Origin of the sequence: Pseudomonas meliae (assembly GCF_001400515.1) — a bacterium.
Lineage (GTDB): Bacteria > Pseudomonadota > Gammaproteobacteria > Pseudomonadales > Pseudomonadaceae > Aquipseudomonas > Aquipseudomonas amygdali.
The window spans coordinates 1-25283 of record NZ_LJQT01000274.1 but is presented as its reverse complement, the minus strand read 5'-3'; the positions used below and the strand labels follow the sequence as shown (position 1 = coordinate 25283).

24 protein-coding genes and 4 pseudogenes are annotated in these 25283 nt (G+C 61.2%); 17 read left to right on the top strand and 11 right to left on the bottom strand.

From position 1 onward, the window contains the following. Positions 1–68: 68 nt before the first annotated feature. The 5 genes and pseudogenes from ALO64_RS12635 to ALO64_RS12615 form a co-directional block, all read right to left on the bottom strand. The gene (locus ALO64_RS12635) at positions 69–1529 is read right to left on the bottom strand and encodes an aldehyde dehydrogenase family protein (RefSeq protein ID WP_044344411.1); all 1461 of its coding nucleotides are present in this window, start codon (positions 1527–1529) and stop codon (positions 69–71) included. A gap of 184 nt (positions 1530–1713) precedes the next feature. Further along, positions 1714–2574 carry a GNAT family N-acetyltransferase gene (locus ALO64_RS12630; protein ID WP_044344412.1) on the bottom strand — a complete coding sequence of 287 codons (861 nt, stop codon included), beginning with the start codon at positions 2572–2574 and terminating at the stop codon, positions 1714–1716. 38 nt (positions 2575–2612) lie between these two features. Further along, positions 2613–3762, bottom strand: a pseudogene (locus tag ALO64_RS12625) (NAD(P)/FAD-dependent oxidoreductase). 19 nt (positions 3763–3781) lie between these two features. Then, positions 3782–4174, bottom strand: coding sequence for a RidA family protein (locus tag ALO64_RS12620; protein WP_044344413.1), 393 nt, complete (start codon positions 4172–4174; stop codon positions 3782–3784). After that, complete coding sequence (locus ALO64_RS12615) at positions 4164–5300, bottom strand: DSD1 family PLP-dependent enzyme (RefSeq protein ID WP_005733701.1); 1137 nt, start codon at positions 5298–5300, stop codon at positions 4164–4166. The genes ALO64_RS12620 and ALO64_RS12615 overlap by 11 nt, the downstream gene beginning before the upstream one ends. A gap of 96 nt (positions 5301–5396) precedes the next feature. Between ALO64_RS12615 and ALO64_RS12610 the strand changes: the two are divergent. Together ALO64_RS12610 and recR are read left to right on the top strand one after the other, a co-directional pair. Further along, positions 5397–6279: pseudogene (locus ALO64_RS12610) on the top strand (LysR family transcriptional regulator). 110 nt (positions 6280–6389) lie between these two features. Then, entirely contained in the window at positions 6390–6992 is a 603-nt protein-coding gene (gene recR, locus ALO64_RS12605) for a recombination mediator RecR (RefSeq protein WP_044344414.1), read from the top strand. Positions 6993–7010: 18 nt separating this feature from the next. Here recR and ALO64_RS12600 read toward each other — a convergent pair whose 3' ends face one another. The 3 genes from ALO64_RS12600 to fliK form a co-directional block, all read right to left on the bottom strand. Beyond that, positions 7011–7838 (bottom strand): metal-dependent hydrolase, encoded by an 828-nt coding sequence (locus ALO64_RS12600; RefSeq protein WP_032074425.1) that lies wholly within the window; start codon positions 7836–7838, stop codon positions 7011–7013. Between the two features lie 188 nt (positions 7839–8026). Continuing rightward, entirely contained in the window at positions 8027–8350 is a 324-nt protein-coding gene (locus ALO64_RS12595; protein WP_002554226.1) for an EscU/YscU/HrcU family type III secretion system export apparatus switch protein, read from the bottom strand. Next, positions 8350–9987 (bottom strand): flagellar hook-length control protein FliK, encoded by a 1638-nt coding sequence (gene fliK / locus ALO64_RS12590; RefSeq protein WP_044344415.1) that lies wholly within the window; start codon positions 9985–9987, stop codon positions 8350–8352. Before fliK ends, ALO64_RS12595 begins: the two co-directional genes overlap by 1 nt. A gap of 190 nt (positions 9988–10177) precedes the next feature. On the opposite strand from fliK, the gene ccmA reads away from it, so the two are divergent. The 10 genes from ccmA to ALO64_RS12540 are packed head-to-tail and all read left to right on the top strand — an operon-like array spanning position 10178 to position 17592. Next, on the top strand, positions 10178–10843 hold the full coding sequence (gene ccmA, locus ALO64_RS12585; protein ID WP_044344416.1) for a cytochrome c biogenesis heme-transporting ATPase CcmA: 666 nt from the start codon (positions 10178–10180) through the stop codon (positions 10841–10843). After that, on the top strand, positions 10840–11523 hold the full coding sequence (ccmB, locus tag ALO64_RS12580) for a heme exporter protein CcmB (protein WP_044344417.1): 684 nt from the start codon (positions 10840–10842) through the stop codon (positions 11521–11523). The genes ccmA and ccmB overlap by 4 nt, the downstream gene beginning before the upstream one ends. A 54-nt stretch (positions 11524–11577) precedes the next feature. Next, on the top strand, positions 11578–12381 hold the full coding sequence (locus ALO64_RS12575; protein ID WP_044344418.1) for a heme ABC transporter permease: 804 nt from the start codon (positions 11578–11580) through the stop codon (positions 12379–12381). Next, positions 12378–12554, top strand: a complete 177-nt coding sequence (gene ccmD / locus ALO64_RS12570) for a heme exporter protein CcmD (RefSeq protein ID WP_002554222.1) — start codon at positions 12378–12380, stop codon at positions 12552–12554. Before ALO64_RS12575 ends, ccmD begins: the two co-directional genes overlap by 4 nt. Further along, a complete protein-coding gene (ccmE, locus tag ALO64_RS12565; protein ID WP_005754652.1) occupies positions 12551–13018 on the top strand; it encodes a cytochrome c maturation protein CcmE in 468 nt (155 codons plus the stop codon). Before ccmD ends, ccmE begins: the two co-directional genes overlap by 4 nt. Positions 13019–13021: 3 nt before the next feature. Continuing rightward, the gene (locus ALO64_RS12560) at positions 13022–14995 is read left to right on the top strand and encodes a heme lyase CcmF/NrfE family subunit (protein WP_044344419.1); all 1974 of its coding nucleotides are present in this window, start codon (positions 13022–13024) and stop codon (positions 14993–14995) included. After that, on the top strand, positions 14992–15528 hold the full coding sequence (locus ALO64_RS12555; RefSeq protein WP_044344420.1) for a DsbE family thiol:disulfide interchange protein: 537 nt from the start codon (positions 14992–14994) through the stop codon (positions 15526–15528). Before ALO64_RS12560 ends, ALO64_RS12555 begins: the two co-directional genes overlap by 4 nt. Beyond that, positions 15525–15995, top strand: a complete 471-nt coding sequence (locus ALO64_RS12550; protein ID WP_044344421.1) for a cytochrome c-type biogenesis protein — start codon at positions 15525–15527, stop codon at positions 15993–15995. The genes ALO64_RS12555 and ALO64_RS12550 overlap by 4 nt, the downstream gene beginning before the upstream one ends. Next, a complete protein-coding gene (gene ccmI / locus ALO64_RS12545) occupies positions 15992–17173 on the top strand; it encodes a c-type cytochrome biogenesis protein CcmI (RefSeq protein ID WP_044344422.1) in 1182 nt (393 codons plus the stop codon). Before ALO64_RS12550 ends, ccmI begins: the two co-directional genes overlap by 4 nt. An 11-nt stretch (positions 17174–17184) precedes the next feature. After that, complete coding sequence (locus ALO64_RS12540; RefSeq protein WP_002554216.1) at positions 17185–17592, top strand: hypothetical protein; 408 nt, start codon at positions 17185–17187, stop codon at positions 17590–17592. 63 nt (positions 17593–17655) lie between these two features. On the opposite strand, the gene ALO64_RS12535 is transcribed toward ALO64_RS12540, so the two are convergent. From ALO64_RS12535 to ALO64_RS12525, 3 genes and pseudogenes are all read right to left on the bottom strand, one after another. Further along, positions 17656–18654: a sulfate ABC transporter substrate-binding protein gene (locus tag ALO64_RS12535; protein WP_005733712.1), complete on the bottom strand. Its 999-nt coding sequence runs from the start codon at positions 18652–18654 to the stop codon at positions 17656–17658. A gap of 103 nt (positions 18655–18757) precedes the next feature. Beyond that, positions 18758–19591, bottom strand: a complete 834-nt coding sequence (locus ALO64_RS12530) for an ion transporter (RefSeq protein ID WP_005780523.1) — start codon at positions 19589–19591, stop codon at positions 18758–18760. Between the two features lie 147 nt (positions 19592–19738). Further along, positions 19739–20752: pseudogene (locus ALO64_RS12525) on the bottom strand (AraC family transcriptional regulator). Between the two features lie 321 nt (positions 20753–21073). On the opposite strand from ALO64_RS12525, the gene ALO64_RS12520 reads away from it, so the two are divergent. The 5 genes and pseudogenes from ALO64_RS12520 to ALO64_RS12500 all read left to right on the top strand — a co-directional run. Continuing rightward, positions 21074–22321, top strand: a complete 1248-nt coding sequence (locus tag ALO64_RS12520) for a dienelactone hydrolase family protein (protein WP_044344423.1) — start codon at positions 21074–21076, stop codon at positions 22319–22321. 9 nt (positions 22322–22330) lie between these two features. Then, positions 22331–23134, top strand: coding sequence for an SDR family oxidoreductase (locus ALO64_RS12515; RefSeq protein WP_044320911.1), 804 nt, complete (start codon positions 22331–22333; stop codon positions 23132–23134). 84 nt (positions 23135–23218) lie between these two features. After that, on the top strand, positions 23219–24457 hold the full coding sequence (locus ALO64_RS12510; RefSeq protein WP_044344424.1) for a styrene monooxygenase/indole monooxygenase family protein: 1239 nt from the start codon (positions 23219–23221) through the stop codon (positions 24455–24457). A 23-nt stretch (positions 24458–24480) separates the two neighbouring features. Next, on the top strand, positions 24481–25017 hold the full coding sequence (locus ALO64_RS12505; RefSeq protein WP_002554209.1) for a flavin reductase family protein: 537 nt from the start codon (positions 24481–24483) through the stop codon (positions 25015–25017). Between the two features lie 40 nt (positions 25018–25057). After that, positions 25058–25273 (top strand): annotated as a pseudogene (locus ALO64_RS12500) (phenol degradation protein meta); the annotation flags it as partial. Between the last annotated feature and the right edge of the window lie 10 nt (positions 25274–25283).

Genomic DNA, 25283 nt, shown 5'->3' with positions numbered 1-25283 from the left:
CGCGGAGCGTGGGAACGATCCTCATCGTAGTCTGAGCCCATTTTCCGGACTTTCAGCACCAGCGCCACTCAACCAAACCCCACAATAGCCTTGGTCTCCAGATACTCTTCAAAGCCATGCACGCCATACTCGCGGCCATTGCCCGAGCGCTTGTAGCCGCCGAACGGGGCCATCGGGTTCCAGGCGGGGTAGTTCAGATGCACTTGTCCGGCACGAATGCGCGAAGCCACCGAACGGGCCTGCTCAAGATCCTGCCCCTGTACATGCGCGCCCAGACCGTAAACGGTGTCGTTGGCAATCGCCACGGCCTCATCAATCATGTCGTAGGCAATCAGGCACAGCACCGGACCAAATATTTCTTCCCGGGCGATACGCATGGACGAGTCCACTTCGGAAAATACCGTCGGCCGGGTGTAGAAGCCTTGCTCATGGCCTTGCACACGCCCTGGCCCGCCGCAGACCAGCTTCGCGCCTTCACTTAGCCCGGCATCGATCATCGCCTGTACGCGGTGAAACTGTGCCTCGTTGGCGATCGGCCCCAGCACTGTTTCCTCCCGCTGCGGATCTCCCACAATGATCGCCTTGGCCGTCTCGGCTGCCAGCGCTTCAACTTCCGCCAGTCGGTTCCTGGGCACGATCATGCGGGTCGGCGCGCTGCACGACTGGCCAACGTTGCGGAACGCGGCCATCACGCCGGGCGGCACGGCTTTGGCGAAATCAGCGTCGGGCAGCAGAATATTCGGTGATTTACCGCCCAGTTCCTGAGTCACCCGTTTCACGGTCGGTGCGGCAGCCTGCGCAACCAGCGCGCCTGCACGGTTGGACCCGGTGATCGAGATCATGTCGATGTCAGGGTGCGCAGCCATCGCGCTGCCTACTTCAGGGCCGCTGCCATTGACCAGGTTGAACACTCCCGGCGGCAGGCCCGTGTCGTGCACCAGTTGCGCGAACAGCAAGGCGCTCAATGGCGAGAGTTCACTGGGTTTGAGCACCACCGTGCAGCCGGCGGCAATCGCCGGGGCGACTTTTGCAGTAATTTGATACAGCGGCCAGTTCCACGGCGTGATCAGCCCGCACACACCGATGGGTTCGCGTTCAATCGCGGTGCCGCTTTCGACGCTCTGGAAGCGATAGGTCGCCAGCAGGTCACGCGCAACACGAACGTGCTCTGCGGCAAGTGGCACCTGCATCGCCCGCGCAGAACTGATAGCTGCGCCCATCTCCAGCGAGATGGCCTGCGCCAGTTGTTCCTTGCGCTCGAGGATAAGCTCGTGGATGCGCCCGATTATCTCGGCCCGGGCGTGCGCAGAGGTGCCGGACCAGCCCGCAAAGGCTGCCCGCGCCGCTGCAACCGCGCGGTCGACGTCGGCGGCCGAGCCACTGGCAACGTGCGCCACCACTTCTTCGGTCGCCGGGTTGATCACCGCAATACTGGCCGGGTTGAGCGGCGCCGACCAACGACCATCGATATAGAATTTCTGCGCGGTGTCTGGATCAACGCGATGGCTGTTCAAGGACTGTGAGGTCATCCAGTGGGCTCCCTGGAGCGATAATGGGCGAGGTCAGGCCGTTTGATATCAGGCCGTTATATGCCTATAAGCTAACAAAGCGGTCTGGATAAAAAGCGCCGATCTGCCGGTCTGCAAAGAATAATCTGCTGTATGCAACCCGCTAACATTGCGGACCTGTTCCGGGGCTTTATTCGCGCTGATTTCAGCCTATGGCCTGGGTCACCAGTGCAAACTGCTGCACGTTCTTGCTCGATGGCGGCGGCGTTCCGAGCATCATGCGCGGTGCCCTGTCGACACACGGCAGGCCCAGGCTTTCGAGCCACGGCGCCAGGCCGCAATCAGCCAGAATGTCGAAGCGCACGAACATGCCGGGTATCCGTTGCAGCAGATGGGCAATCAACTGCCGTGCCTGCCCCACGTCACGGGCCACCAGCGGGCCGATGATATGCCCGCGGCCGAAGCGACGCAGCAGGGCGATGCCTGTCAGGCGCCCCTCATGGTCGATGCCCACCACCTCTTCTGCATCGCGCGACAACAGGTCATTCAGCACGACGGTGCGATCCAGACCGCTGCCCGTGTTGGCCAGCCTGATCAGTTCGGCATGGTCGGCCTGACCTAGCGTGCGAATCGGCAGACCATCGCTCGGTGTCGCCAGCCCTGACAGGTCAGCAATGCCCTGATGCTGCTGGATCCGCGCAAAATCGACAAAGCCAAGGCTCCGGTACAACGGCGCGCCCAGTTCCGTGGCATTGAGGATCGGTGTGCGCGGTGCGGTTGCGTCAAGGCACAGATGCATCAGGCGGCGACCGATGCCTTTGCCCTGATGTTCATCGCTGACAATCACCAGACCTATGGATGACCAGTCGCCCTGGTGGCAGGTGAATGCCACGCCCACCAGTTGGCCGTCACGTTCGGCGACAAAACCCTCGGAGGTGCGTTGCACCATGGCCCAGTCTTCTTCGCGGTGCGGCCATTTGAGGCGTACCGAGAGGGCATGGGCCGCAGGAATGTCCGCCTCAGTCACCGGGCGATATCGATAGAGGGTATCTGGGGTCGCGTGCATGGAGCCTCCGTTGCAAGGGCGAAGTGGGTCGTTTCGGCTCATATGAGCTTGCCTGTGCTCATCAGGCTGGACGTGAACGGCATCTCGATGGCCGTCGGGTCAGTGAAGCGGCGGATATCGAATGGGGTGATCAGCGTGCGCGTGCTGCCGGTGCTGATCAGCTCGGCCATGACATCGCCGACGCCGGGGCCGAGCTGAAAGCCGTGGCCGCAGAAGCCAAACGCGTAGAACAGGCCGTCCACCTTGTCACTGCGGCCCATGATCGGCAGCGAATCCGGCGTATAGCTCTCGATGCCGCTCCAGACACGGATGATGTTCAGCTTCTCTGCGCCGGGTAACAGGCGTTTCATCTGCTTCATCTGGTTGATCAGGCTTTCCGGCTTGAAGTAGGCGCGGCGATTGAGCATGTCCGGTTTGTTGCGATTACCACCGCCGATGATGATGTTGCCGCGCGGTATCTGGCGGAAATAGATCACTTCTTCCTTGATTTTGGTGAACACTCCGATCACCGTCGGCAGGGCGTAGGGAACCGGTTCGGTCACTGACATTTGCGGCCCGTTGGGCTCCAGCGGAACCGGCTCGCCGAACTGCTCGGCCAGCTTGGCCGCCCAGGCCCCGGCGGTGATCAGCAATTGCTCGGCGACGAACAACTGGCCGTCGGTGGTGCTGACGTGAAACTCGCCTCTGCCACCTCGGTGCGCTCTTCGATTCTTGCCCCGGCGCGAATCGCCGCACGGGCGAAGGCGGGTGCGGCCAGGCGCGGGTTGGCGTGCCCGTCGTGGGGCGCATAAGAGCCGCCTTTGACCTCCGGGCCGAGAAACGGGAAGCGCTCATGCAGCGTCTTGCCCCTGATCACCTGCAAATCCAGCTCGCGGGCTTCGGGTGCGGCGGCATAGGCCTCCAGTTCAGCGATTTCGTCTTCGCGATAACACACGCGCATATGGCCGCTTCGCCGATCAGTTCGGGCAGGCGTTTCCACAGCGCCCAAGAGCGATTGGAGAGTTCCAGCTGGCCGAGAAAGCGGCCCTGGCGGCGCACGTTGCCGAAGTTGACGCCGCTGGCGTACTGGCCGATCTGGTCGCGCTCCAGCAGAGTTACCGAGCGCCCGTGCTGGCGCAGGAAAAACGCTGATGACGAGCCCATGAAGCCGCCGCCGATAATCAGAACGTCGCTTTTTTGCGGGGTCATGAGGTGCTCCCGATAGTGTTCATCGTACGGTGCGCGCCAGGGCTTCGATTTCGATCAGATAACCGTGATGCAATTGCGGGACCGGCACCACGGCGCGTGCAGGGCGATGCTCGCCCAGATAGCCTGCATAAATGCGGTCGAAGGCCGACCAGTGCTGGATACCTGCGATGTAAATGGTCACTTTCAGCAGGTCATCGGTCGTGCGTCCTGCTGCCTCAAGAATGGCAGCCAGGTTGCCCAGCGCAATAACGGCCTGCACCTCGAATGGCCCGTCGACGCTGTGGCTGCCGTCAGCGCGCACCGGCAGTTGCCCGGAAACATGCAGCATGCCTTCATGCAACACTGCCTGGGAATAATGCCCGCCTGGCGCGGCGGCCAGGGGTGTGCGAATCAGTTCGATATCACCAGCCATGCAAGCGACTCCAGGTGTGAATTGCGCCTTCGGCATCGCAGGCGTGGTAGTCCGGGAACTGCGCACCGGTGGCGCAGGCGTGGTTGGGCAGAATGCGCAGCCGGCTGCCGATGGGGAAGCGCGCAGTGATGTCTGCCTGGCTGCCGGTGGCAAGCGTGATGATGCCATGCTCCTGATTGGCACCGGTCACCCGTGCGCCGTCGATCCACTCGCCGGTTTCGCTGCACACCTGGCCGTAGCCGAAATCCTGACGCTGGCGCTGGGTACCGCGATCACGGCTCATGGCCATCCAGCCCGCGTCAACGATGATCCAGCCCTTGTCCTGCTGATGGCCGATGATCGTGGTCAGCACACTCAGGGCCAGTTCGTCCGCGCGGCACACGCCGATGTTGTGCATTACCAGATCGAAGAATATATAGACCCCGGCACGTACTTCGGTCACGCCTTGCAGGCTCTGCGCCGACAGCGCGGTAGGCGTCGAGCCGATGCTGACTTCCGCGCAGGGCAGCCCCGCTTGCCGAATGCGCTCGGCGGCGCTGACGCAAAGCCTGCGCTCCTGCTCGGCGAGGGCTTGCAGCGCTTCGGGGGTGTCGAGGTCGTAGCTGGACCCGGCATGGGTCATGACCCCTCGCAGGTGCATGCCGCCCTCGACCAGCGTTCTCGCGACGTCGACGAGCGCAGGGTCGTCGACGGTCAGCCCGGAACGGTGACCGTCGCAATCGATTTCGATCCACACGTCAAAATGCTCATCATGTTGCTGGCCGAAGGCGACAATCGCCTGGGCAGCCACCACGCTGTCGGTCAGGATGCTCAGGCGGCAACCGTTGCGCCGCAGCTTGAGTGCCTGATCCAGTTTGCCGGGTGCGATGGCGACGGCGTAGAACACGTCGTTGATGCCCTCGGCAAAGCAGTGTTCGGCCTCCTTCAGGGTCGAGACCGTTACGCCGCTGGCACCTGCAGCTATCTGCGCCTGAATCACCGGCAGGCATTTGCTGGTCTTGACGTGCGGCCGCAAGCGCACACCCAGCTCATTCATACGGTGTTGCATGCGCTGGATATTGCGCTGCATACGCGGCACATCAAGTAACGCGACAGGCGTATCGAGAGAAGACAAGAGGGCAGACATGGACAGAGCTCGCGTGACTGGGTACGGCTGCCACTCTACTCATGGGTGATGAAGCTGTGGTTCAATGCTTTGTCATCAATCCTTAAGCTGAGCTGAATGATCGCTATCGAAGACCTGCGTCTGGCCGTGGCGCTATCGCGCTGCGAGTCCCTCAGTGCTGCGGCCAGAGTCCTGAATGTCTCGCCGCCCGCGCTGTCGATGCGCTTGCGCAAGCTGGAGACGCAGTTGGGCATTACCCTGGCCAATCGCGACGCCAGACGCCTGAGCCTGACGGCCGATGGCGAACGTTTCGCACAGGAAAGCGCGCACCTGCTGGAACAGCTTGAAGCGCTTCCGGAATCGTTCAAGCAGCACGATGAGCGACTGGTCGGCACCCTGCGTCTGGCAGCGCCGTTTGGTTACGGTCGCCAGCGCATTGCGCCTTTGCTGGCGCGCTTTGCCAAACTGCATCCGCAGTTGTGCCTGCACCTGGACCTGCGCGAAACGCCGTGGCCTGATCGGCATGACAGCGACGCAGTGATTCATATCGGCAGCCTCAATGACAGTCTGTGGATCGCCAGACCTCTGGCGCACAACCATCGCTGGCTGTGCGCCAGCCCGGCTTATCTGGAGCAGCACGGCGCGCCTTCGACGCCTGACGAGCTGGCTTGTCATCGCTGCATCTGCATTCGCGAAAACGATGAAGACGTGACCCTCTGGCCTGAGCAAGCGCCAGGCGAAAAAGACCCTGCGCATCGAGCCTGCGCTGCTCAGCAACGACGGCTCGGTTGCCCGGCGCTGGGCCGAGCAGGGGCTGGGCATCGTCTTGCGCTCGCAGTGGGACGTCAGCGACGCCATTGCCAGCGGCAGGCTGGTGAGGGTGCTGGCCGATTGGCAACTGGCCAGCGCTCCGATCAACCTGCTGGTGCCCGTGCGCAAGCACCGCAGCGCCAGGGTGCAGGCACTGACGGAGTTTCTGGAGACGGCGCTGAAGAGCTGATCACATTAATCACGTAGGCGCTGTTGGTCGCAGTATCGAACACCTCAATTGACGCTCACAGCAACGCGCGGGTATAAACCGCGTCTTGTGTTTTTGTCGGATTTTTCTCCATGAGCTTCAGCCCCCTGATTCGCCAGTTGATCGATGCCTTCCGCGTGCTGCCGGGCGTCGGTCAGAAAACCGCTCAACGCATGGCGTTGCAGCTGCTGGAGCGCGACCGCAGCGGCGGCTCACGGCTGGCGCTGGCCTTGGGGCAGGCGATGGATGGCGTTGGTCATTGCCGCTCATGCCGCACCCTCACCGAAGAGGAGCTCTGCCCGCAATGCGCCGACCCGCGCCGTGATGACACGCTGCTGTGTGTGGTGGAAGGGCCGACGGATGTCTACGCGGTGGAGCAGACTGGTTATCGCGGTCGCTACTTTGTGCTCAAGGGCCATCTGTCGCCACTCGACGGCCTGGGACCGGAAGCCATCGGCATTCCGCAACTGATGGAGCGTATCAGCCAGCAGGGCACCTTCAATGAGGTGATCCTCGCCACCAACCCAACGGTGGAAGGCGAAGCGACGGCGCATTACATCGCCCAGTTGCTCCACGAAAAAGGCCTGGTCGCGTCGCGCATTGCTCACGGTGTGCCATTGGGTGGCGAGCTGGATCTGGTCGACGGCGGCACCCTGGCGCACTCGTTTGCAGGGCGCAAGCCGATTGCGTTGTGACCGTGCCGACAGCCTCCTTCACGGTGAGGTCTGGCGTCTGACCAGCTTTCTCATGGCGGATGCCAGGGCAGCGCTGTTGTCGTCCTTCCAAGGGTGATAGCCTGGCAGCAGGTACTGAATCCATACCCAGGCGTTGGAGGAGATCAAGCCTCTGACGCCAAACATCATCTTGAACAACTGCCAGTAGCCGGACAGCGCTTTGTCCGACCGCCTGCTTGCACAGAGTACCCGCAGCAGTGAGATATAAAAGGCACTCCAGAAGGGGGGACTTATAACCAATGTGGTCAGTGTGCGGTACACGTACTGCCGCCATCCTGGCGTGATCACCTGCTGCCAGACCTCAAAGGACACCGACTTGTGTTCGAGCTCCTCGAGTGAATGCCAAGTCAGCATGTCTCGATAGCCTTCGACGCTGCTCTGCAGAATGGATGGCATTTTCAACAGTTTTGACGAGGCGGCAGCGGTGTGATGTTCGAGCATCATGACCGTCGCCAACCTGAACCATCGGGCAACCCAGCGCTTTTGGGTGATACCGTACAAGGTCTGCCATCCCCGGATGATTTGGTCGACGGGCAGCCCGGCTGCCTCAATCAAGGCGTTGTAGCGTCGGTGCTCACGGCTGTGGATGGCCTCTTGCGCCACCAGACCGTCGATTTTCTCGATCAGCTCCGGATCTTCGATACTCTCGCGATATTCGCGCAGGCTCTCGATGATGTAGCGCTCCGTCAGCGGCGTTACGATGGACATAGTATTGAGCAATACCGTTGTCTGAACGCAGTGGTTGTGCCAGTCGGTAATGCGATCCGCCGGCAGGTCAAACTTCAGGTCTCTGCGCACCGGGATCATGGATATCAGGCCATCCTGGGTGCTCCCGTAATTGAGTTCTGCCGACACCGGCGCTGTATGACGATTCATCATTAATCCTCCGACTGAGTACTCTTGATTTCAGTAACCACGAAGATTAGATGTTCAGACGTTCAACAATGCCTCTGGCAGACCAACTGCAAGACTATTTCGCGATGGTGCCTGCGCGTTTATCGACGCGGCGTAATATCCCGCTCCACCGGCGGCGCATCCGGGTCCTGACCCACCGGAAACTTGCCTTTCAGGTGCCAGGCAAACGCGATGATTTCGGCAATCGTGCGGTAGAGCGGCTCGGGGATGCTGTCGCCCAGTTCCATGCGTGCCAGCAGTTTGACCAGTTCGGCGTTCTCGTAGATCGGCACTTCATATTCACGGGCAATGGCCAGAATGGCCTCGGCCAGCTGGTCGTCGCCCTTGGCGCTGAGCGTCGGGGCCTGTTGGCCGTCGTAGCTCAGGGCAATAGCCTGGCGCGGGACATGATCGGGTAGGGACATCAGGCGTTCTCGTCAATCCAGCGTTGTTCAAGGGCGGTGCGCGGGCCGCTGGGCGGTGCGCCGTGGCTGCAGGCCAGTTCGCCCACTGCCAGGCCGCAGGCAATCAGCCGCTCGCGCAAATATCCCAGTTCATGTTCGATCAAGGCCGCGCTGTCGGGCCGCTCGGCCCATAGCTGACTGGACAGCGTGCCGCGCAACAACTGCGCATGCACCTGCAGCGGCCCCAACGGCTCAAGGTCGAATGCCAGATCGACTTTCCAGAGCTTTTCCCGGGTTTCCTTGATCTCGACATCGTCGCGGTCTTCGGCAGCTTCCTGATCCGGCTTGTCTTCACGCTGCACCTTGACCTGCAAGGGCACGATGTCATGCGCGTTACGCATCGGCACTTCCAGTTGCCAGGTGGTCACCTGCGTGCCGTCGGCATTGGTGCGGGTCTGCTCCAGACCGCCCAACTGGTGGCTTTGCAGGCGCGAAACAGCCGCCGCAGCCAGCTTGAGCAGAATTTCCAGGTCATCCTCTTTTTCGCCACCGCTGACGTTGCGCGACGGCAGCGGAAAGATGCTCGGCTGGGTGCGTGCGGCAACCAGCCCAAGGGTGCCCAGGGCATTGCGAATCGCGTTGGGCATGGCCCGCGCCAGGGTATTGGACGCAGCGGCGGCGCTGTAAGTGGTGTTTTCCGGCAACCCCGGCAGAATCTGCGCAATCAGGCGCATCAGGTTGGCTTTCATGTCCGGAACCTGAGCCGGATTGAGCCCGGCAAGCAGCTTCGCTTCCAGAAACACGCCGCTGGCATTGAGGGCCTGGGCGACGCCTTTCGGTGTGCTCATCTGCTCTATGTCGGGCAGATCGTCCAGCAACTGGCTGATGGCGGCTTGCAGCGGAGCGCTGATCGCTAAGTTGCTGGCAGGGCTGGCACTGGTTGTAGTGGCTGACTGCAGGTTTTGCAGGGCGTTGATCAGGTTATCCAGCGAGCCCTGGCGGTTTTGCTGAGCAGCCAGTTGCTGGGCCACGGCCAGTTGATCGAAACGACCGGGCAGGGCGACGAAGTTCAGCGCCTGGTTGCCTTGTACCTGCGCGCTCAGCAGGCTGCCGACCGTCAGCGGCTGCGGGCTTTCGATGGTCAGGCTGGAGCCCGCCAGCGCAGTATTGAGCAGCATCACTATGGAGCGATAGGTGGGCGTTGCGGCACCCGGGTTTTGCGTGGCCAGTTGATTGACTGCCTGCGCGATCACCTGGCTGGTCATGATCTTGCCCTGCAACAGCGTGCCGACCGGCAATTGTTGCGTATCGATGCTGGTCATCGAGTTTTTCAGTGCGCTGTTGATCTGTTGCAGCGTCAGTGTCAGCTCGTTGGGCGAGGCTTGCGCCACCTGCAACAGGCTGCCGGGCGTGAACGGTACGCTGCTGGTGACCTGCAGGTTGGTCAGGCTGCCATTGGCGAGTACCAGCCGCAGCAGCAACTGGAAGTTCTGGTTGACCTGTTTGAGGGTCAGCACTTCGGCGTCGACGGTTTCGCCTTCGGGGATCAGATTATCCGCCGATTGCAGCAGGGTCAGCACCTGCGCAGGGGAGATGCCGGCGCGCAGCAGGGTTGTGGTAGGGATTGTCGCCGGGACGCTGGTGATGTCGCCTGTCATTGAAATATCGACCTGAGGAAATTGCCCCTTTGATAACAGGACTCGCATGTATAATACCGGCCAAAACCGGACCGGCCGCCATTAACTTCTCTTCATGTAACGGCCATATCACCCCCGACTTGAACCGCCTTTTACTGCGTATGTGTCTGTTTTGGTACATTTCGCGACGCTCCAGCACTGGAAACGCCCGATGATCCCAGCCCCCCCATTTTTGCAAGCGACGGCCCTGACGTGTGAGCGGGACGGGCGGATGCTGTTCGAAAACCTTGATCTGCAGGTGCGCACGGGGGACATGCTGCAGGTCAGCGGCCCCAATGGCAGTGGCAAGACCAGCCTGCTGCGCCTGTTGTGCGGGCTGATGCAACCCACGGCCGGGCACGTACTGCTCAACGGCCAGCCAGCGGGCCGCCAGCCGACAGCGCCGGGGCTCAATCTGTTGTGGGTTGGCCATGCGTCGGCGCTCAAGGACCTGCTGACACCGCTGGAGAATCTTTCCTGGCTCTGTGCGCTTCATCATCCTGCCGATGCCGATGCCGATGCCGATGCCGATGCCGATGCCATTTTCAATGCGCTTGACGCGGTCGGACTGGCAGGTTTCGAAGATGTGCCGTGTCACACCTTGTCGGCCGGGCAGCAGCGTCGCGTCGCGCTGGCGCGTCTGTATCTGCCAGGCCCGCCACTCTGGCTGCTCGATGAACCGTTCACCGCGCTGGATCGCCAGGGCATTGCGCAACTGGAAAACCATCTTGCCGGGCACTGTGAAAAGGGCGGCATGATCGTCATGACCACTCATCACACCCTGAGCCGCCTGCCTGCGGGCTATCGGGACATCGATCTGGGGCAGTGGTCAGCATGAACAATGTCTTTGCCCTGCTGATCGCCCGTGAGTTTCGCCTGCTGGCCAGGCGTCCGGCAGAGCTTGCCAACCCGCTGGTGTTCTTTGCGATTGTGGTCGCCTTGTTCCCGCTGGCGCTGGCGCTGGCGCTGGGGCCGCAGACGCAATTGTTGCAAGCCTTGTCACCGGGGCTGGTCTGGGTCGCGGCACTGCTGGCCGTGTTGCTGTCGCTGGACGGGCTGTTTCGCAGTGATTTCGAGGATGGCTCGCTGGAACAGTGGGTCCTTTCGCCGCACCCGCTGGCCCTTCTGGTCTTGAGCAAAGTGCTGGCACACTGGGTTTTTTCCGGGCTGGCATTGGTATTGTTGTCGCCCTTGCTGGCGCTTATGCTGGGGCTGCCGGTGCGGTGCCTGCCGGTGTTGATGGTGTCGCTGCTATTGGGCACGCCAGTGCTCAGCCTGCTGGGTGCAGTCGGTGCGGCGCTGACCGTGGGTTTGAAGCGCGGCGGCCTGTTGCTGGCGTTGTTGATTCTGCCGCTGTACATCCCGGTATTGATTCTGGGCAGCGGTGCGTTGCAAGCCGCGCTGCAAGGCATGCCAGCGACTGGCTATCTGCTGTGGCTGGGCTGCCTGAGCGTGCTGGCGATCACTCTGACCCCCTTTGCGATAGCCGCTGGCCTGAAAATCAGCGTCGGTGAATAAATTGAGGTTCCGGGATCGAGAATTCGATGCCGGTCAACACCCTGGATACACCTGATGAAAAGCAACGCCATGAAAAGCAGCATCGGTTGGGCCTGGCTGCACACACTCGGCTCACCAAAAGGGTTTTACCGCATCAGCGCACGTCTGCTGCCGTGGCTGAGTGTGGCCGCTGCACTGCTGCTCGGCATCGGCATCATCTGGGGGCTGGCGTTTGCGCCGCCGGATTACCAGCAGGGCAACAGCTTCCGGATCATTTATATCCATGTGCCTGCCGCCATGCTGGCCCAGTCCTGCTACGTCATGCTGGCCCTGTGCGGCGTGGTCGGGCTGGTCTGGAAAATCAAACTGGCCGATGTCGCGCTGCAATGCGCTGCACCCATTGGCGCGTGGATGACCGCGCTGGCACTGGCGACCGGCGCGATCTGGGGCAAGCCGACCTGGGGCGCGTGGTGGGTCTGGGACGCGCGCCTGACCTCAATGCTGATTCTGCTGTTCCTGTATTTCGGCCTGATCGCGTTGGGCAATGCCATCAGCAACCGCGCCAGCGCTGCCAAGGCCTGTGCACTGCTGGCCATCGTCGGCGTGGTGAATATCCCGATCATCAAATATTCGGTCGAGTGGTGGAATACCCTGCACCAGGGCGCGACGTTCAGCCTTACGGAAAAACCGGCCATGCTTGCCGAAATGTGGCTGCCGTTGTTGTTCACGGTGTTGGGTTTCTACTGCTTCTTCGGCGTCGTATTGCTGCTGCGTATGCGCCTTGAAGTGCTGCGTCGCGAGTCGCGCACCCAGTGGGTCAAGGCCGAGGTTCTGCGGAGCCTGGGGCAAACGCCAGAACCGTCGGAGGGCAGGTCTTGAACTTCGCGTCATTCAGCGACTTTCTCGCCATGGGCCGCCACGGGCTGTTTGTCTGGTCGGCCTACGGTCTGTGCCTGTTGGTGTTGCTGATCAACGTGGCAATGCCGCTGGTGGCGCGCCAGCGGTTCCTGAAACAACAGGCGCGTCGCCTGAAACGGGAGAATCGTTGGTGAACCCGTTGCGCAAAAAACGTCTGTTGATCATTGCCGCCCTGCTGGCTGGCGTCGGGCTGGCCCTGACCCTGGCGCTCGGTGCGCTGAAGGAAAACATCAATCTGTTCTACACCCCAAGCCAGATCGCCAACGGCGAAGCACCGCTGGACACGCGCATTCGTGCTGGCGGCATGGTGGAAAAGGGCTCATTGCAGCGTTCGGCGGACTCGCTGGATGTGCGTTTTGTGGTCACCGATTTCAACAAGTCGGTGACCATCACCTATCGCGGCATTCTTCCCGATCTGTTCCGCGAAGGGCAGGGCATTGTCGCGTTAGGCAAGCTCAATGCGCAGGGTGTGGTGGTGGCCGATGAGGTGCTGGCCAAACATGACGAGAAGTACATGCCGCCCGAAGTCACCAAGGCGCTGCGCGACAGCGGCCAGGCGGCACCGGGCGGCTCTTCCACACCTGCGAAACAGGGCTGATCGATGATTCCCGAACTCGGCCATCTCGCGATGATTCTGGCACTCGGCTTTGCGCTGGTGCAGGCCATTATTCCGCTGATCGGTGCATGGCGCGGCGACCGCCTGTGGATGAGCCTGGCGCGTCCGGCGGCGTGGGGCCAGTTCAGTTTTCTGATCTTTGCCTTCGGTTGCCTGACCTACGCGTTCATGACCGACGACTTTTCCGTTGCCTATGTGGCGCAGAATTCCAACACGGCGCTGCCCTGGTATTACAAATTCAGCGCCGTGTGGGGCGCGCATGAAGGCTCGTTGCTGCTCTGGGCGCTGATTCTCGGCGGCTGGACCTTCGCTGTTTCGGTGTTTTCCCGGCAATTGCCTCAGGTAATGCTGGCGCGGGTGCTCGCCGTGATGGGCATGATCAGCCTGGGCTTTCTGTTGTTTCTGATCCTCACCTCCAACCCGTTCGCCCGTCTTCTGCCGCAAATGCCTGCCAACGGACGCGATCTCAACCCCCTGTTGCAGGATATAGGCCTGATCGTGCATCCGCCGATGCTCTACATGGGCTATGTCGGTTTTTCCGTGGCCTTTGCCTTCGCCATCGCCGCCTTGCTTGGCGGCCGACTCGACGCCGCCTGGGCGCGCTGGTCGCGGCCATGGACGCTGGTGGCCTGGGCCTTTCTCGGTATCGGGATCAGCCTTGGCTCATGGTGGGCTTATTACGAACTGGGCTGGGGCGGCTGGTGGTTCTGGGACCCGGTGGAAAATGCCTCGTTCATGCCCTGGCTGGTGGGCACTGCGCTGATTCACTCGCTGGCGGTCACGGAAAAACGTGGCGTGTTCAAGAGCTGGACGGTATTGCTGGCGATTGCCGCTTTTTCCCTGAGCCTGCTGGGCACGTTCCTGGTGCGTTCCGGGGTGCTGACTTCGGTGCACGCCTTTGCCTCGGACCCGGCACGCGGCGTGTTCATTCTGATGTTCCTGCTGGTCGTGGTGGGCGGCTCGCTGACCCTGTTTGCGATTCGTGCGCCGGTGGTCAAAAGCCATGTCGGCTTCGGCCTGTGGTCGCGGGAAACCCTGTTGCTTGGCAATAACCTGTTACTGGTGACTGCTGCATCGATGATCCTGCTGGGCACCCTTTATCCGCTGGTGATCGATGCCATGAGCGGAGCCAAGATGTCGGTCGGCCCGCCGTATTTCAATGCGCTGTTCGTACCGTTGATGGGGCTGTTGCTGGTGGTCATGGCGGTCGGCGTGCTGGTGCGCTGGAAGGACACACCGCTGAAATGGCTGCTGGGCATGCTCGCCCCGGTACTGGTCGGTAGCGCCGTGCTGGCGGTGATCGCCGGCCTGCTCATGGGCGATTTTCAGTGGGCGGTGCTGGCCACCTTCATGCTCGCCGCCTGGGTGCTGCTGGCCGGGGTCCGAGACTTGCTCGACAAGACCCGTCACAAGGGCCTGCTTCGCGGCGCGCTTGGCCTGACCCGCAGTTATTGGGGCATGCAGTTGGCGCACCTTGGTATCGTGGTGTGCGCGCTGGGCGTGGTGTTGTCCAGCCAGAACAGCGCCGAGCGCGATTTGCGCATGGCCCCTGGCGAGTCCACTGAGCTGGGCGGTTACGTCTTTGTATTCGAGGGCGCGAAGCATTATGAAGGGCCGAACTTCACCTCCGATCGCGGCACCGTTCGCGTCTTGCGCAACGGGCTTCAGCTCACCGAGCTGCACCCGGAAAAACGTCTGTACAGCGTGCAACAGTCAATGATGACCGAAGCAGGCATTGATGCCGGTTTCAGCCGTGATCTTTACGTAGCATTGGGTGAACCGCTGGGCAATGGTGCCTGGGCCGTACGGGTTCACGTCAAACCGTTTGTGCGCTGGATCTGGCTCGGCGGTCTGCTGACCGGTCTGGGTGGTGTGCTGGCGGCGTTTGACCGTCGTTATCGCACGCGGGTCAAAAGCAAGGTGCGCGAGGCATTGGGCATGTCGGGAGCTGCACTGTGAAACGCTGGGTCATGCTCCTGCCACTGGCGTTGTTTCTCGGCGTGGCGGCGTTCCTGTATCGCGGTTTGTATCTGGACCCCGCCGAGCTGCTGTCGGCGCTGATCGGCAAGCCGTTTCCGCAGTTTTCGCTGCCCGAAGTTCAAAGCAGCCGCGTATTGACCCGCGCCGACCTGCTGGGCAAACCCGCACTGGTCAACGTCTGGGGCACCTGGTGCGTGGCCTGTCGGGTGGAGCATCCTGTGCTGACCCGGCTGGCGCAGCAGGGCGTGCTGATCTACGGCGTTAACTACAAGGACGTCAACGCCGACGCGCTGAAATGGCTCAAGGAATTTCACGATCCTTATCAGCTGAATATCCGTGACGACGACGGCTCGCTGGGGCTGAACCTGGGCGTGTACGGTGCGCCGGAGACCTTCCTGATCGACCGTCAGGGCATTATTCGTTACAAGCATGTCGGGGTCATCGATGAGGCTGTGTGGCGAGAAAAGCTCGCTGCCCGTTACCAGCAATTGGTTGATGAGGCGCAGCCATGAAGCGCTGCCTGATGATTGTCCTGCTCAGCGTGCTGTGCTCAGGCATCGCCCACGCTGCCATCGACGCTTACACTTTTCGCGACGATGCCGAGCGTGCACGCTACAGCGAACTGACCAAGGAACTGCGCTGCCCCAAATGCCAGAATCAGGACATCGCCGATTCCAACGCGCCTATTGCCGCTGACTTGCGCAAGGAAATCTACCGCATGCTGGGTGAAGGGCAGAGCAATCAGCAGATCATCGACTTCATGGTTGATCGCTACGGTGACTTCGTTCGTTACAAACCCAGCCTCAATGCGCGCACCTGGTTGCTCTGGTTCGGCCCGGCCGGTCTGCTGATCGGCGGTCTGGTGGTGATCTGTTTCATCGTCGGGCGGCGTCGCAAGGCGAACTCCGAACAGGCCGATGTGCTTTCCGACGATGAGCGACAACGCCTCGCCGCTTTGCTGGATGACCACCGCCCATGACCGATTTCTGGATCGCGACCGGGCTTCTCTTGCTCGTGGCGCTGGGGTTTCTGCTGATACCGGTGCTGCGCGGCCATCGTGCGCAACGTGAAGAAGATCGCACAGCCCTGAACGTGGCGTTGTATCAGGAGCGGCTTAGCGAGTTGCAGGTTCAGCAAGAGCAGGGCGTGTTGTCGGTGACGCAATTGCAAGGCGCTCGTGCCGAAGCTGCGCGCAAGCTGCTCGCCGACACTGAAGGCGCAGAGCCTGCCCGCACATCGCGTCTGGGCAAGCCCTCGCTGGTGCTGGCTGCGGTGCTGGTCCCTGTATTGGGGCTGGCGGGTTATCTGCAACTGGGTGCCAGTGACCGGGTTGAACTGAGCCGCGAATTCGCTCGACCACCAACCTCGCTGGCAGACCTGACCCAGCGCCTGGAGCGCAGCGTGCAGGCTCAGCCGGATTCAGCCGAAAACCTGTATTTTCTGGCGCGCAGCTACATGGCGCAGAACCGCCCCGGTGACGCCGCGCAGATGTTCGAGCGCTCGGTGGCACTGGCCGGAAGATCGCCAGAGTTGCTCGGGCAGTGGGCACAGGCGTTGTATTTCGCCAGCGACAAACACTTCACCGCACAGGTGCAGGCGCTGACCGACGAAGCGCTGCAGGCCGACCCCAACGAAGTCACCAGCCTGGGCCTACTGGGGATTGCCGCGTTCGAAACACAGCGTTATCAGGCAGCGGTGGATTACTGGACCCGCCTGCTGGCGGCGTTGCCCGCGCAGGACGCTTCGCGCTCGGCGCTGGAAGGCGGCATAGCCCGCGCCAGAGAAAACCTTGCCGGGCAGGCGGCGCCGGTCAAGGCCAGGGCGCCCAAGGTGCGTGTCACGCTGGCTGCCTCGCTCAAGGGTAACGTTCAACCGGGTGACAGCGTGTTCATCTTCGCCCGTGCAATCAACGGCCCGACCGCGCCACTGGCGGTCAAACGCATCACGGTGGCGGACCTGCCTGCCGAGGTTGAACTGAGTGATGCCGATGCAATGATGCCGCAACTGAACCTGTCGAACTTTGCGCAAGTCCAACTGGTTGCGCGAGTGTCTCGCGCAGGGCAGCCAACCACCGGTGAGTGGGTCGGCCGCAGTCAGCCGCTGGCCAGCGATACTCAGGCGCAGCAGGCGTTGATCATCGACAGTCCGGATAACTAGAGAAATCGCTTATGTACCGTACCGCACGCATCACCTTGTTGGGGCTGGTCGTTGGCCTGAGTGCTTGTGCTGTCCAGCATCCGGCACCGCCTCACAGCCAGGATCCGATCCTTAACCTGCCGGGCGGCCAGCAACCCGGCGCACCGCGCCCGAACACGGCGCCTGCCGAGCCTGCCAAAGCGCCAGCCGCAGCGCCGAAGACCTCGGCCAGTTTCGCCCCGCCACCGGGCGGTGGCAGCCATTGGGACCCGCGCCTGGGGGTGTACGTGATGGACGATCAGCCCAACACCTTCTATCGCCAGCGTACTTACTATCAGTGGAACAACGGCTGGAGCTGGGCAACCAACCCTAACGGTCCGTGGCAGGCGACCGACGCCAGCGGCGTTCCGGCCGGGCTGGGTAAGCAGTTCAGTAACTGATTCAAGCCTGCAAATGAAAACGGCGACTGACCTGATGGGTCGCCGTTTTGCGTTTCGGGGGACTTATTTGCCCGGATAGATCTGGTCGAACACACCACCGTCAATGAAGTGGGTCTTCTGCACTGTGCGCCAGTCACCGAAGGTTTTCTCGACCGACAGGAAGTCCACTTTCGGGAAGCGGTCGGTGTATTTGGCCAAGACCTGCGGATCACGTGGGCGCAGGTAGTTTTTCGCCGCGATTTCCTGACCTTCCGGTGACCACAGGTATTTCAGGTAATCTTCGGCCAAGGCGCGGGATTTTTTCTTGTCCACGACCTTGTCAACCACACTCACTGGCGGCTCGGCTTCTGCCGACACGGACGGGTAGACCACTTCAAACTGGTCGCGACCGAATTCACGAGCGATCATTTCCGCTTCGTTTTCGAAGGTCACCAGCACGTCGCCGATCTGGTTAGTCATGAACGTTGTGGTCGCGCCTCGACCGCCCGTGTCGAGCACGGGCACATGGCGGAACAGTTCACCGACGAATTTCTTCGCGGCCGCTTCATCGCCACCTTTTTTCAGGGTGTAGCCCCAGGCCGACAGGTACGTGTAGCGGCCGTTGCCCGAGGTTTTCGGGTTAGGCACGATGACTTCCACGCCATCCTTGATCAGGTCCGGCCAGTCTTTCAGGGCTTTCGGGTTGCCCTTGCGCACGATAAAAACAGTGGCCGAGGTGAACGGCGCACTGTTATTCGGCAGGCGGCTGACCCAGTCTTTCGGCACCAGCTCGCCATTGTCGGCCAGCGCGTTGATATCGGTCGCCATGTTCATGGTGATGACGTCAGCCGGCAGCCCGTCGATGACCGAGCGCGCCTGCTTGCTCGAACCGCCAAAGGACATCTGCACGGTCACGTCTTCATTTTTCTCGGCTTTCCAATGCTTCTGGAAGGCGCTGTTGTAGTCCTTGTAGAAATCACGCATCACGTCGTAGGAGACGTTGAGCAGCGTCGGGGTTGCCTGGGCAGCGCTGGCAAAGGCCAGGCCAGCGGCCAGTAGCGAGGCGGCGAAGAGTTTATTCACTGCAGGGTCCTTGAGATGAAGAGTCGTGTGTAAAGCCTGATGGCGTAATGCCGCGACACTATCAGTATCGCGCCTGCTGTTTAAAGACTGAAAAGGTCTTTGCTTATGCCTTGTGCTCTACTTTTGCAAACAATTGATTACCGCAGCGTGAACAGAACGCCGCGCCGTGTTCGTGGAAGTTCTTCGAGCACACCGGGCAATCGTGTTTCAGCTGTTCGCCGCGCATGGCGTTGGCCAGTTCGGCGGTGAATATACCGGTGGGCACGGCGATGATCGAGTAGCCGATGATCATCACCAGCGACGAGAGCATCTGCCCGACCGGTGTCTTCGGCACGATATCGCCAAAGCCCACAGTGGTCAGGGTCACGATAGCCCAGTAAATGCCTTTGGGGATGCTGGTGAAGCCGTGCTCCGGGCCTTCGATCACGTACATCAGCGTGCCGAACACCGTGACCAGAGTGGAAACTGTGACCAGAAACACGATGATCTTCTGCTTGCTGCCGCGCAGCGCAGCAAGCAAATAGTTGGCCTGGCGCAGGTAAGTGCCGAGCTTGAGCACCCGGAAAATCCGTAGCATACGGATGATCCGCACGATCAGCAGGTATTGCGCGTCGCTGTAATAGATCGACAGAACCCCCGGCACAATGGCCAGCAGGTCGACCAGCCCGTAGAAACTGAACGCGTACTTCAGCGGTCGGGGCGAGCAGTACAGGCGCAGGATGTATTCGATCGCGAACAGCAGCGTAAAGCCCCATTCGATCCAGGCGAACAGCATTGCGTAATCGCGATGAATACTCTCGATGCTGTCGATGACCGTGACCAGCAGGCTGAGCAGAATCGCGACCAGCACAATCTTGTCAAACGTTCTGCCGGCAGGCGTATTCGCCTCGAAAATAACGATATGCAACCGCTCGCGGCGGCTGAGAGAGGTGTCCATGGTGCTTCCCGATTCGAATATCGGCAGAGCCTAGGAGCATGGGCGGGTGAGTGCAAGTGCGTTGGCACCCCATTCAAAGATCGGATGCAGAGCGTCCAGAACAGCGTTACTACGCTGGAGGGTCAGGAACGATAACCTCAACTATCCTCATTGACGAAAGCGCAAGGTTGCCGAGGGCAACTCGCCGTAGTACTTGCGATATTCCTGCGAGAACCGCCCCAGGTGCGCAAACCCCCATTTCATTGCGATATCGGTCACCGAATCGGTACCGGGGTTGCGCAATTCCAGGTGTACGCGCTCCATGCGTACGTTGCGCAGGAACGCCATCGGACTGATGTTGCGAAACTCCCGGAACCCGGAAAATAGCGTACGCACGCTGACCCCCGCATGCTCGGCCAGTTGTTCGATGGACAGCGGCTCATGAGCGTGGGCGAGGATAAACTCTTCGGTGCGTTTGACAAAGTACGGCGAAACCCGACGGGCCGGTTCCGGCGCGCTCAACGGGTTTTGCAGGGTGTTTGGCTGCCCGTAGATAAGGGCATTGATCAGCGTCGCTTCAAACTGCTTGAGCACCAGCGGGTTATGGATGGGGTGCCCGTCGCAGGCCAGTGCATCGGCCAGTGCACCGAGCAACTGCAGAAAGTAGCTCGCGTTAGGATGGGTCAGCAGCAGTTCGGGTTTGAAGCGCAGCGGGGTTTTCAAACCATGGCCCAGATGCTGGGCACAATGTTTTTCGACCTCTTGCCGATCCAGACGCAAGGCCAGTTGTGGAGCATCGGCGGCCCAGCGCATCGAAACCGGTGTGTCGGGCGAGATGATTGAGGTGCATTGTGCCGAGGACGTAAAACGCACGCCGTCACAGTGGATCTCGGCACTGCCGCGCGTTGGAATCTGAATCAGAAAGAAATTTTCCAGTCGGCCCGGATCGATGCTCACCGGCACCCCTTACTCCAGCCGGCTCAACGACAGCTTGCCCAGATGCACATGGTGCATGGAAGCACTGACTTCCTGCGTGGATGTCGCCACCTTCAGATCATGAGGTTTGAATACCTTGCCCACCTGTTCACGAATGCGTTCCCGGTCATGCAGCAAAAAGAGACGGTTCTGCGCTGTAAACAGCGGCGTGTTTTCAAAAAGGGCCCCACCCAATTCCGAATTCATGGCAACTCTCACTCGTGCACGGTTTCAAGGCAGCTTGAGTCTTTATGTCACCCGCCATTTTCACACTGCGGATAACGCTCGCAGTTTCTGGATACTGCGGCCGCTCTGCTGTTTCTTTTTGGCCACTTTTTTGTGGTCCTGACGAGTACTTAGCAAACGCCACGCCAGTTCTACGCATGCGGATTTATTGCGTATCGAAAGAAAAAAAGCGTTGTGCAACTTTCCGCGCCGTCCGGACAGGGCCCGCAGCCAGCGGATAGTGGATCCCGTTCAAGGCTCGCAAGATTGGCTCCAACTTCACACGATGTTGGAGACTCGCAAATGAACGGTCGCTATGTCAGCGTCAATGCGCACGATGGAAGACAGTTCCAGGCCTACCTGGCCACTGCAATCGGTGGAAGCGGCCCCGGAGTGGTGCTGTGCCAGGAAATATTCGGGGTCAATCAGGCAATGCGCGACGTTGCCGACTTCCTCGCCGAGGAAGGCTACAGCGTACTGGTGCCCGATCTGTACTGGCGGCAGAAGCCTGGCGTCGAGCTGGGTTACAGCGAAGAGGATTTTCAGCAGGCGTTCGGTTTTTATCAGGCGTTTGACGAGCGTGCCGGTGTCGATGACATTCGCGCCAGCCTGCATGCCCTGCGCCAACTGCCGGAATGCACCGGCAGTGCTCAAGGGGTGGTGGGTTATTGCCTGGGCGGCAAGCTGGCGTATCTGGCCGCCTGCCGCCTACCCGAGGTGGCGTGTGCAGTTGGCTATTACGGGGTTGGCATAGAGAAGGCGCTGGCCGAGCTGGAAGGGCTGCAAGGTCGCCGTCTGGTGTTGCACGCTGCCCAGCTGGATCAATTCTGCCCCACAGAGGCCCGTGCCGAGATATTTGCCGCCACACAGAACACGCCGGGCGTGGAAACCTACCTTTATCCCGGCGTCGATCACGCCTTCGCCCGTCCCAACGGCCACCACTTCAACAAGCCCGCCGCGCTGATGGCGCATGAACGCACTGTGGCGGCACTGCGCCGCACGCTTGGCCCCGAATACGACCTGTCAGCGCTCTGGGAAGAGCACATTCGCCACGAGTTCGAGACCCGTGACGTGCCCGCAACCATGGCCACCATGGTTGCCGAACCGTACGTCAATCACATTCCGACCATGACCGGCGGTGTCGGCCATGCGCAATTGAGCCGCTTCTATCAGCACCATTTTGTGCACGGCAACCCGCAGGACATGGCGCTGACGCCTATTTCCCGAACGGTGGGCGCTACCCAGATCGTCGACGAATTCATCATGACCTTTACCCACGACAGCGAGATCGACTGGATGCTGCCGGGCGTCGCTCCCACGGGGCGCAAGGTGCAGATACCGATGCTTGGCGTGGTGAAGTTTCGAGGCCCCAGGCTTTGTCACGAGCACATCTATTGGGACCAGGCCAGCGTGCTGGTGCAGGTCGGTCTGCTCGACCCGTCCGGGCTGCCCGTCGCCGGGGTTGAAACCGCCCGCAAACTGCTTGATGAGAGCCTGCCTTCCAACAGCCTGATGCCCAACTGGGCGAACAGTGCCGACCAAAGCGCCTGAGGATTAACCATGTCTACATTTCTGAACTCCGATGCCTTGCACGGCAAGGTCGCTTTGATCAGCGGCGGCGCAACACTGATCGGCATGGCCGTGGCCCGTGGACTGATCGATGCTGGCGCGCGAGTGGCGCTGTTCGACATTGACGCCGAAGCCGGTCAGCGCGCTGCCGAACAGCTGGGCAAGCAGGCGCGATTTTTCCCCGTTGATATCACCAGGGATGAAGAGATCAGCGAAGCCCTGACCGGGGTGCGCCAGGTGTTGGGCTCGGTAAACCTGCTGATCAACCTGGCCTGTACCTATCAGGATGACGGCTTTGCTTCCTGCCGCGAAGACTGGCTGCAAGCATTGAACGTCAATCTGGTTTCGGCCATCGCTCTGGCTCAGGCCGTACACGACGATCTCAAGGCCAGTGGCGGTGCGATTGTCAATTTCTCTTCCATTTCTGCGGGCTGCGCGCAGACCGGTCGCTGGCTGTACCCGGTTTCCAAGGCGGCGATCAAACAATTGACCCGCAGCATGGCTATGGACTTAGCCCCCGACGGCATTCGTGTCAATTCGGTATCACCGGGCTGGACCTGGTCGCGGGTAATCGCCGAGGTCAGTGGTGGCGATCGCGCCAAAGCCGATCAGGTGGCGGCTTCGTATCACCTGCTGGGCAGGCTCGGCGAGCCCGCTGAAGTGGCCAACGTCGTGACTTTCCTGTGCTCGCCAGCAGCCAGCTTTGTCACCGGTGCCGACTATGCCGTGGACGGCGGCTATTCGGCGATGGGGCCCGAGCAGAACCTGCCTGCCATCCCGCGCCTGGCGCAGTGATGGCTTCGGTAGACACGCAGCCTTTTCATAACGCTTGGCCCCGGTGTGACACGCCTACCCACTCACAACAACAGGAATGCCATCATGCGTCGTATTGCAATCGTCGGAGCCGGCCAGGCCGGTCTGCAACTCGCTCTCGGGCTACTTGCCGAGGGCTATCACGTCACCCTGACCACCAACCGCACGGGCGAGCAGATTCGCAACGGCAAGGTCATGTCCAGCCAGTGCATGTTCAACACCTCGCTGCAGACCGAACGTGATCTGGGGCTCAACTTCTGGGAGCAGCAATGCCCGGCTGTCGAGGGTATCGGCCTGACCGTGCCGCACCCGGAGCTGCCCGGCGAGCAACTGTTCAGTTGGGCCGCGCGGCTGGATCGCTACGCTCAGTCAGTGGATCAGCGGGTGAAAATGCCGGTATGGATGGACGAGTTCGTCAAACGTGGCGGCGAGCTGGTCATTGCCGATGTGGGCATCGACGAGCTGGAAACCTTGTCGCTGAACCATGATCTGGTGCTGCTGGCCGCTGGCAAGGGCGAAGTGGTCAACCAGTTCGCCAAAGACCCGCAACGCACGCAGTTCAGTCAGCCGCAGCGGGCGCTGGCGCTGACCTACGTAAAGGGCATGACGCCGGTTTCGCCGTTTTCCAAGGTGGCGTTCAATCTGATTCCCGGAGTCGGCGAATACTTTGTGTTTCCTGCGCTGACCACCAGCGGCCCTTGCGAAATCATGGTGTTCGAAGGTATCCCCGGCGGCCCTCTAGACTGCTGGCAGGACATCAAGACGCCTGAAGCCCACTTGCAGAAAAGCCTGGAAATCGTTCGCCAGTACCTGCCCTGGGAAGCCGAGCGTTGCCACAACCTGAGCCTCACCGACGATCAGGGTTTCCTCTCCGGGCGCTTCACGCCGATGGTCCGCCGCCCGGTACTGACCCTGCCGTCCGGACGTCAGGTGTTGGGTATGGCTGACGCGCTGGTGGTCAACGACCCAATCACCGGACAAGGCTCCAACAACGCCGCCAAGTGCAGCAAGGTCTATCTGCAATCGGTGCTCGATCGTGGCGATCAAGCGTTCGATCAGGCGTGGATGGAGCAGACCTTCGAGCAGTACTGGAGCTACGCCCGGCATGTGGTGGAGTGGACCAACAGCATGCTCACGCCGCCGCCCCGGCATTTGCTCGAACTGCTCGGCGCGGCCAGCCAGTCACTGCCGCTGGCTTCTGCCATCACCAACGCGTTCGACGACCCGCGCCAGTTTGCTCCGTGGTGGTTCGACGCCGAACAATGCCAGGCCTTTATCCAGAAGAACAACAAACAAGCGGCATAAGACTGCTGCCAGAGGGAGCCCCTATGAGCACTGATATCGAAACCACCCAGCCACTGTGTGACGCGAAAGACTCTGACCCCCGCGACTTGCGCGGTCTGTTGGGCCAGTTCGCCACTGGCGTCACGGTCATAACGACCTGCACTGCCGACGGACGCAAGGTGGGCATGACCGCCAACTCGTTTTCATCGGTTTCGCTGGAGCCCGCGCTGGTGCTCTGGAGCCTGGCACGCAGCGCACCGAGCCTGAACGATTTCTGCGAGGCCAGCCACTTTGCGATCAACGTGCTCGGTGCCGAGCAGCATGGCCTGTCGCGGCACTTTTCCCGACCTTCCAGCGACAAGTTTGCCGGCGTGGCACACGCGGCCGGTACGGCTGGCGTACCGCTGCTCGATGACGTGGTCGCTACGCTGGTGTGCCGCAACGTGCGCCAGTACGAGGGCGGTGACCACCTGATCTTCATCGGCGAAATCGAGCATTACCGATACAGCGGCGCAGAACCGCTGGTCTTTCACGCAGGCCAGTACCGGATTGCCGCCGCGCACCCCGGACTGGCCCAGTAAGCCTGCCGCACGACATGCAGAAAAACGGGGAGATAAACGCATGAAAACGCAACTGATGTGTGTTTGCGGGGCGGGTTTATTGATCGCACAAGGGGCCGGTGCCTATGACTTGCCGGTGGTCAATCTGGGCCTGACCAGCTTTCTGGACGGCGGTTTGCCCGCAGGTCCCGGATGGTACTTGCAAGAGTATTTCCAGAATTACAGCGCTGATCGCCTGCGCGACAAGGACGGCAAAGCCCTGGGTTTGCCTAAGAGGGTGTAGACAA

What these genes read in the sequence shown, in the direction of transcription:
- fliK (WP_044344415.1), bottom strand. Translation starts at nt 9,987, where the DNA reads ATGACAGGCGACATCACCAGCGTCCCGGCGACAATCCCTACCACAACC.
- ALO64_RS12540 (WP_002554216.1), top strand. Translation starts at nt 17,185, where the DNA reads ATGTACCGTACCGCACGCATCACCTTGTTGGGGCTGGTCGTTGGCCTG.
- ALO64_RS12615 (WP_005733701.1), bottom strand. Translation starts at nt 5,300, where the DNA reads ATGTCTGCCCTCTTGTCTTCTCTCGATACGCCTGTCGCGTTACTTGAT.
- ALO64_RS12635 (WP_044344411.1), bottom strand. Translation starts at nt 1,529, where the DNA reads ATGACCTCACAGTCCTTGAACAGCCATCGCGTTGATCCAGACACCGCG.
- ALO64_RS12560 (WP_044344419.1), top strand. Translation starts at nt 13,022, where the DNA reads ATGATTCCCGAACTCGGCCATCTCGCGATGATTCTGGCACTCGGCTTT.
- ALO64_RS12505 (WP_002554209.1), top strand. Translation starts at nt 24,481, where the DNA reads ATGAGCACTGATATCGAAACCACCCAGCCACTGTGTGACGCGAAAGAC.
- ALO64_RS12595 (WP_002554226.1), bottom strand. Translation starts at nt 8,350, where the DNA reads ATGTCCCTACCCGATCATGTCCCGCGCCAGGCTATTGCCCTGAGCTAC.
- ALO64_RS12620 (WP_044344413.1), bottom strand. Translation starts at nt 4,174, where the DNA reads ATGGCTGGTGATATCGAACTGATTCGCACACCCCTGGCCGCCGCGCCA.
- ccmB (WP_044344417.1), top strand. Translation starts at nt 10,840, where the DNA reads ATGAACAATGTCTTTGCCCTGCTGATCGCCCGTGAGTTTCGCCTGCTG.
- recR (WP_044344414.1), top strand. Translation starts at nt 6,390, where the DNA reads ATGAGCTTCAGCCCCCTGATTCGCCAGTTGATCGATGCCTTCCGCGTG.
- ALO64_RS12575 (WP_044344418.1), top strand. Translation starts at nt 11,578, where the DNA reads ATGAAAAGCAACGCCATGAAAAGCAGCATCGGTTGGGCCTGGCTGCAC.
- ccmI (WP_044344422.1), top strand. Translation starts at nt 15,992, where the DNA reads ATGACCGATTTCTGGATCGCGACCGGGCTTCTCTTGCTCGTGGCGCTG.
- ALO64_RS12550 (WP_044344421.1), top strand. Translation starts at nt 15,525, where the DNA reads ATGAAGCGCTGCCTGATGATTGTCCTGCTCAGCGTGCTGTGCTCAGGC.
- ALO64_RS12515 (WP_044320911.1), top strand. Translation starts at nt 22,331, where the DNA reads ATGTCTACATTTCTGAACTCCGATGCCTTGCACGGCAAGGTCGCTTTG.
- ALO64_RS12510 (WP_044344424.1), top strand. Translation starts at nt 23,219, where the DNA reads ATGCGTCGTATTGCAATCGTCGGAGCCGGCCAGGCCGGTCTGCAACTC.
- ALO64_RS12600 (WP_032074425.1), bottom strand. Translation starts at nt 7,838, where the DNA reads ATGATCCCGGTGCGCAGAGACCTGAAGTTTGACCTGCCGGCGGATCGC.
- ALO64_RS12630 (WP_044344412.1), bottom strand. Translation starts at nt 2,574, where the DNA reads ATGCACGCGACCCCAGATACCCTCTATCGATATCGCCCGGTGACTGAG.
- ccmA (WP_044344416.1), top strand. Translation starts at nt 10,178, where the DNA reads ATGATCCCAGCCCCCCCATTTTTGCAAGCGACGGCCCTGACGTGTGAG.
- ALO64_RS12530 (WP_005780523.1), bottom strand. Translation starts at nt 19,591, where the DNA reads ATGGACACCTCTCTCAGCCGCCGCGAGCGGTTGCATATCGTTATTTTC.
- ALO64_RS12520 (WP_044344423.1), top strand. Translation starts at nt 21,074, where the DNA reads ATGAACGGTCGCTATGTCAGCGTCAATGCGCACGATGGAAGACAGTTC.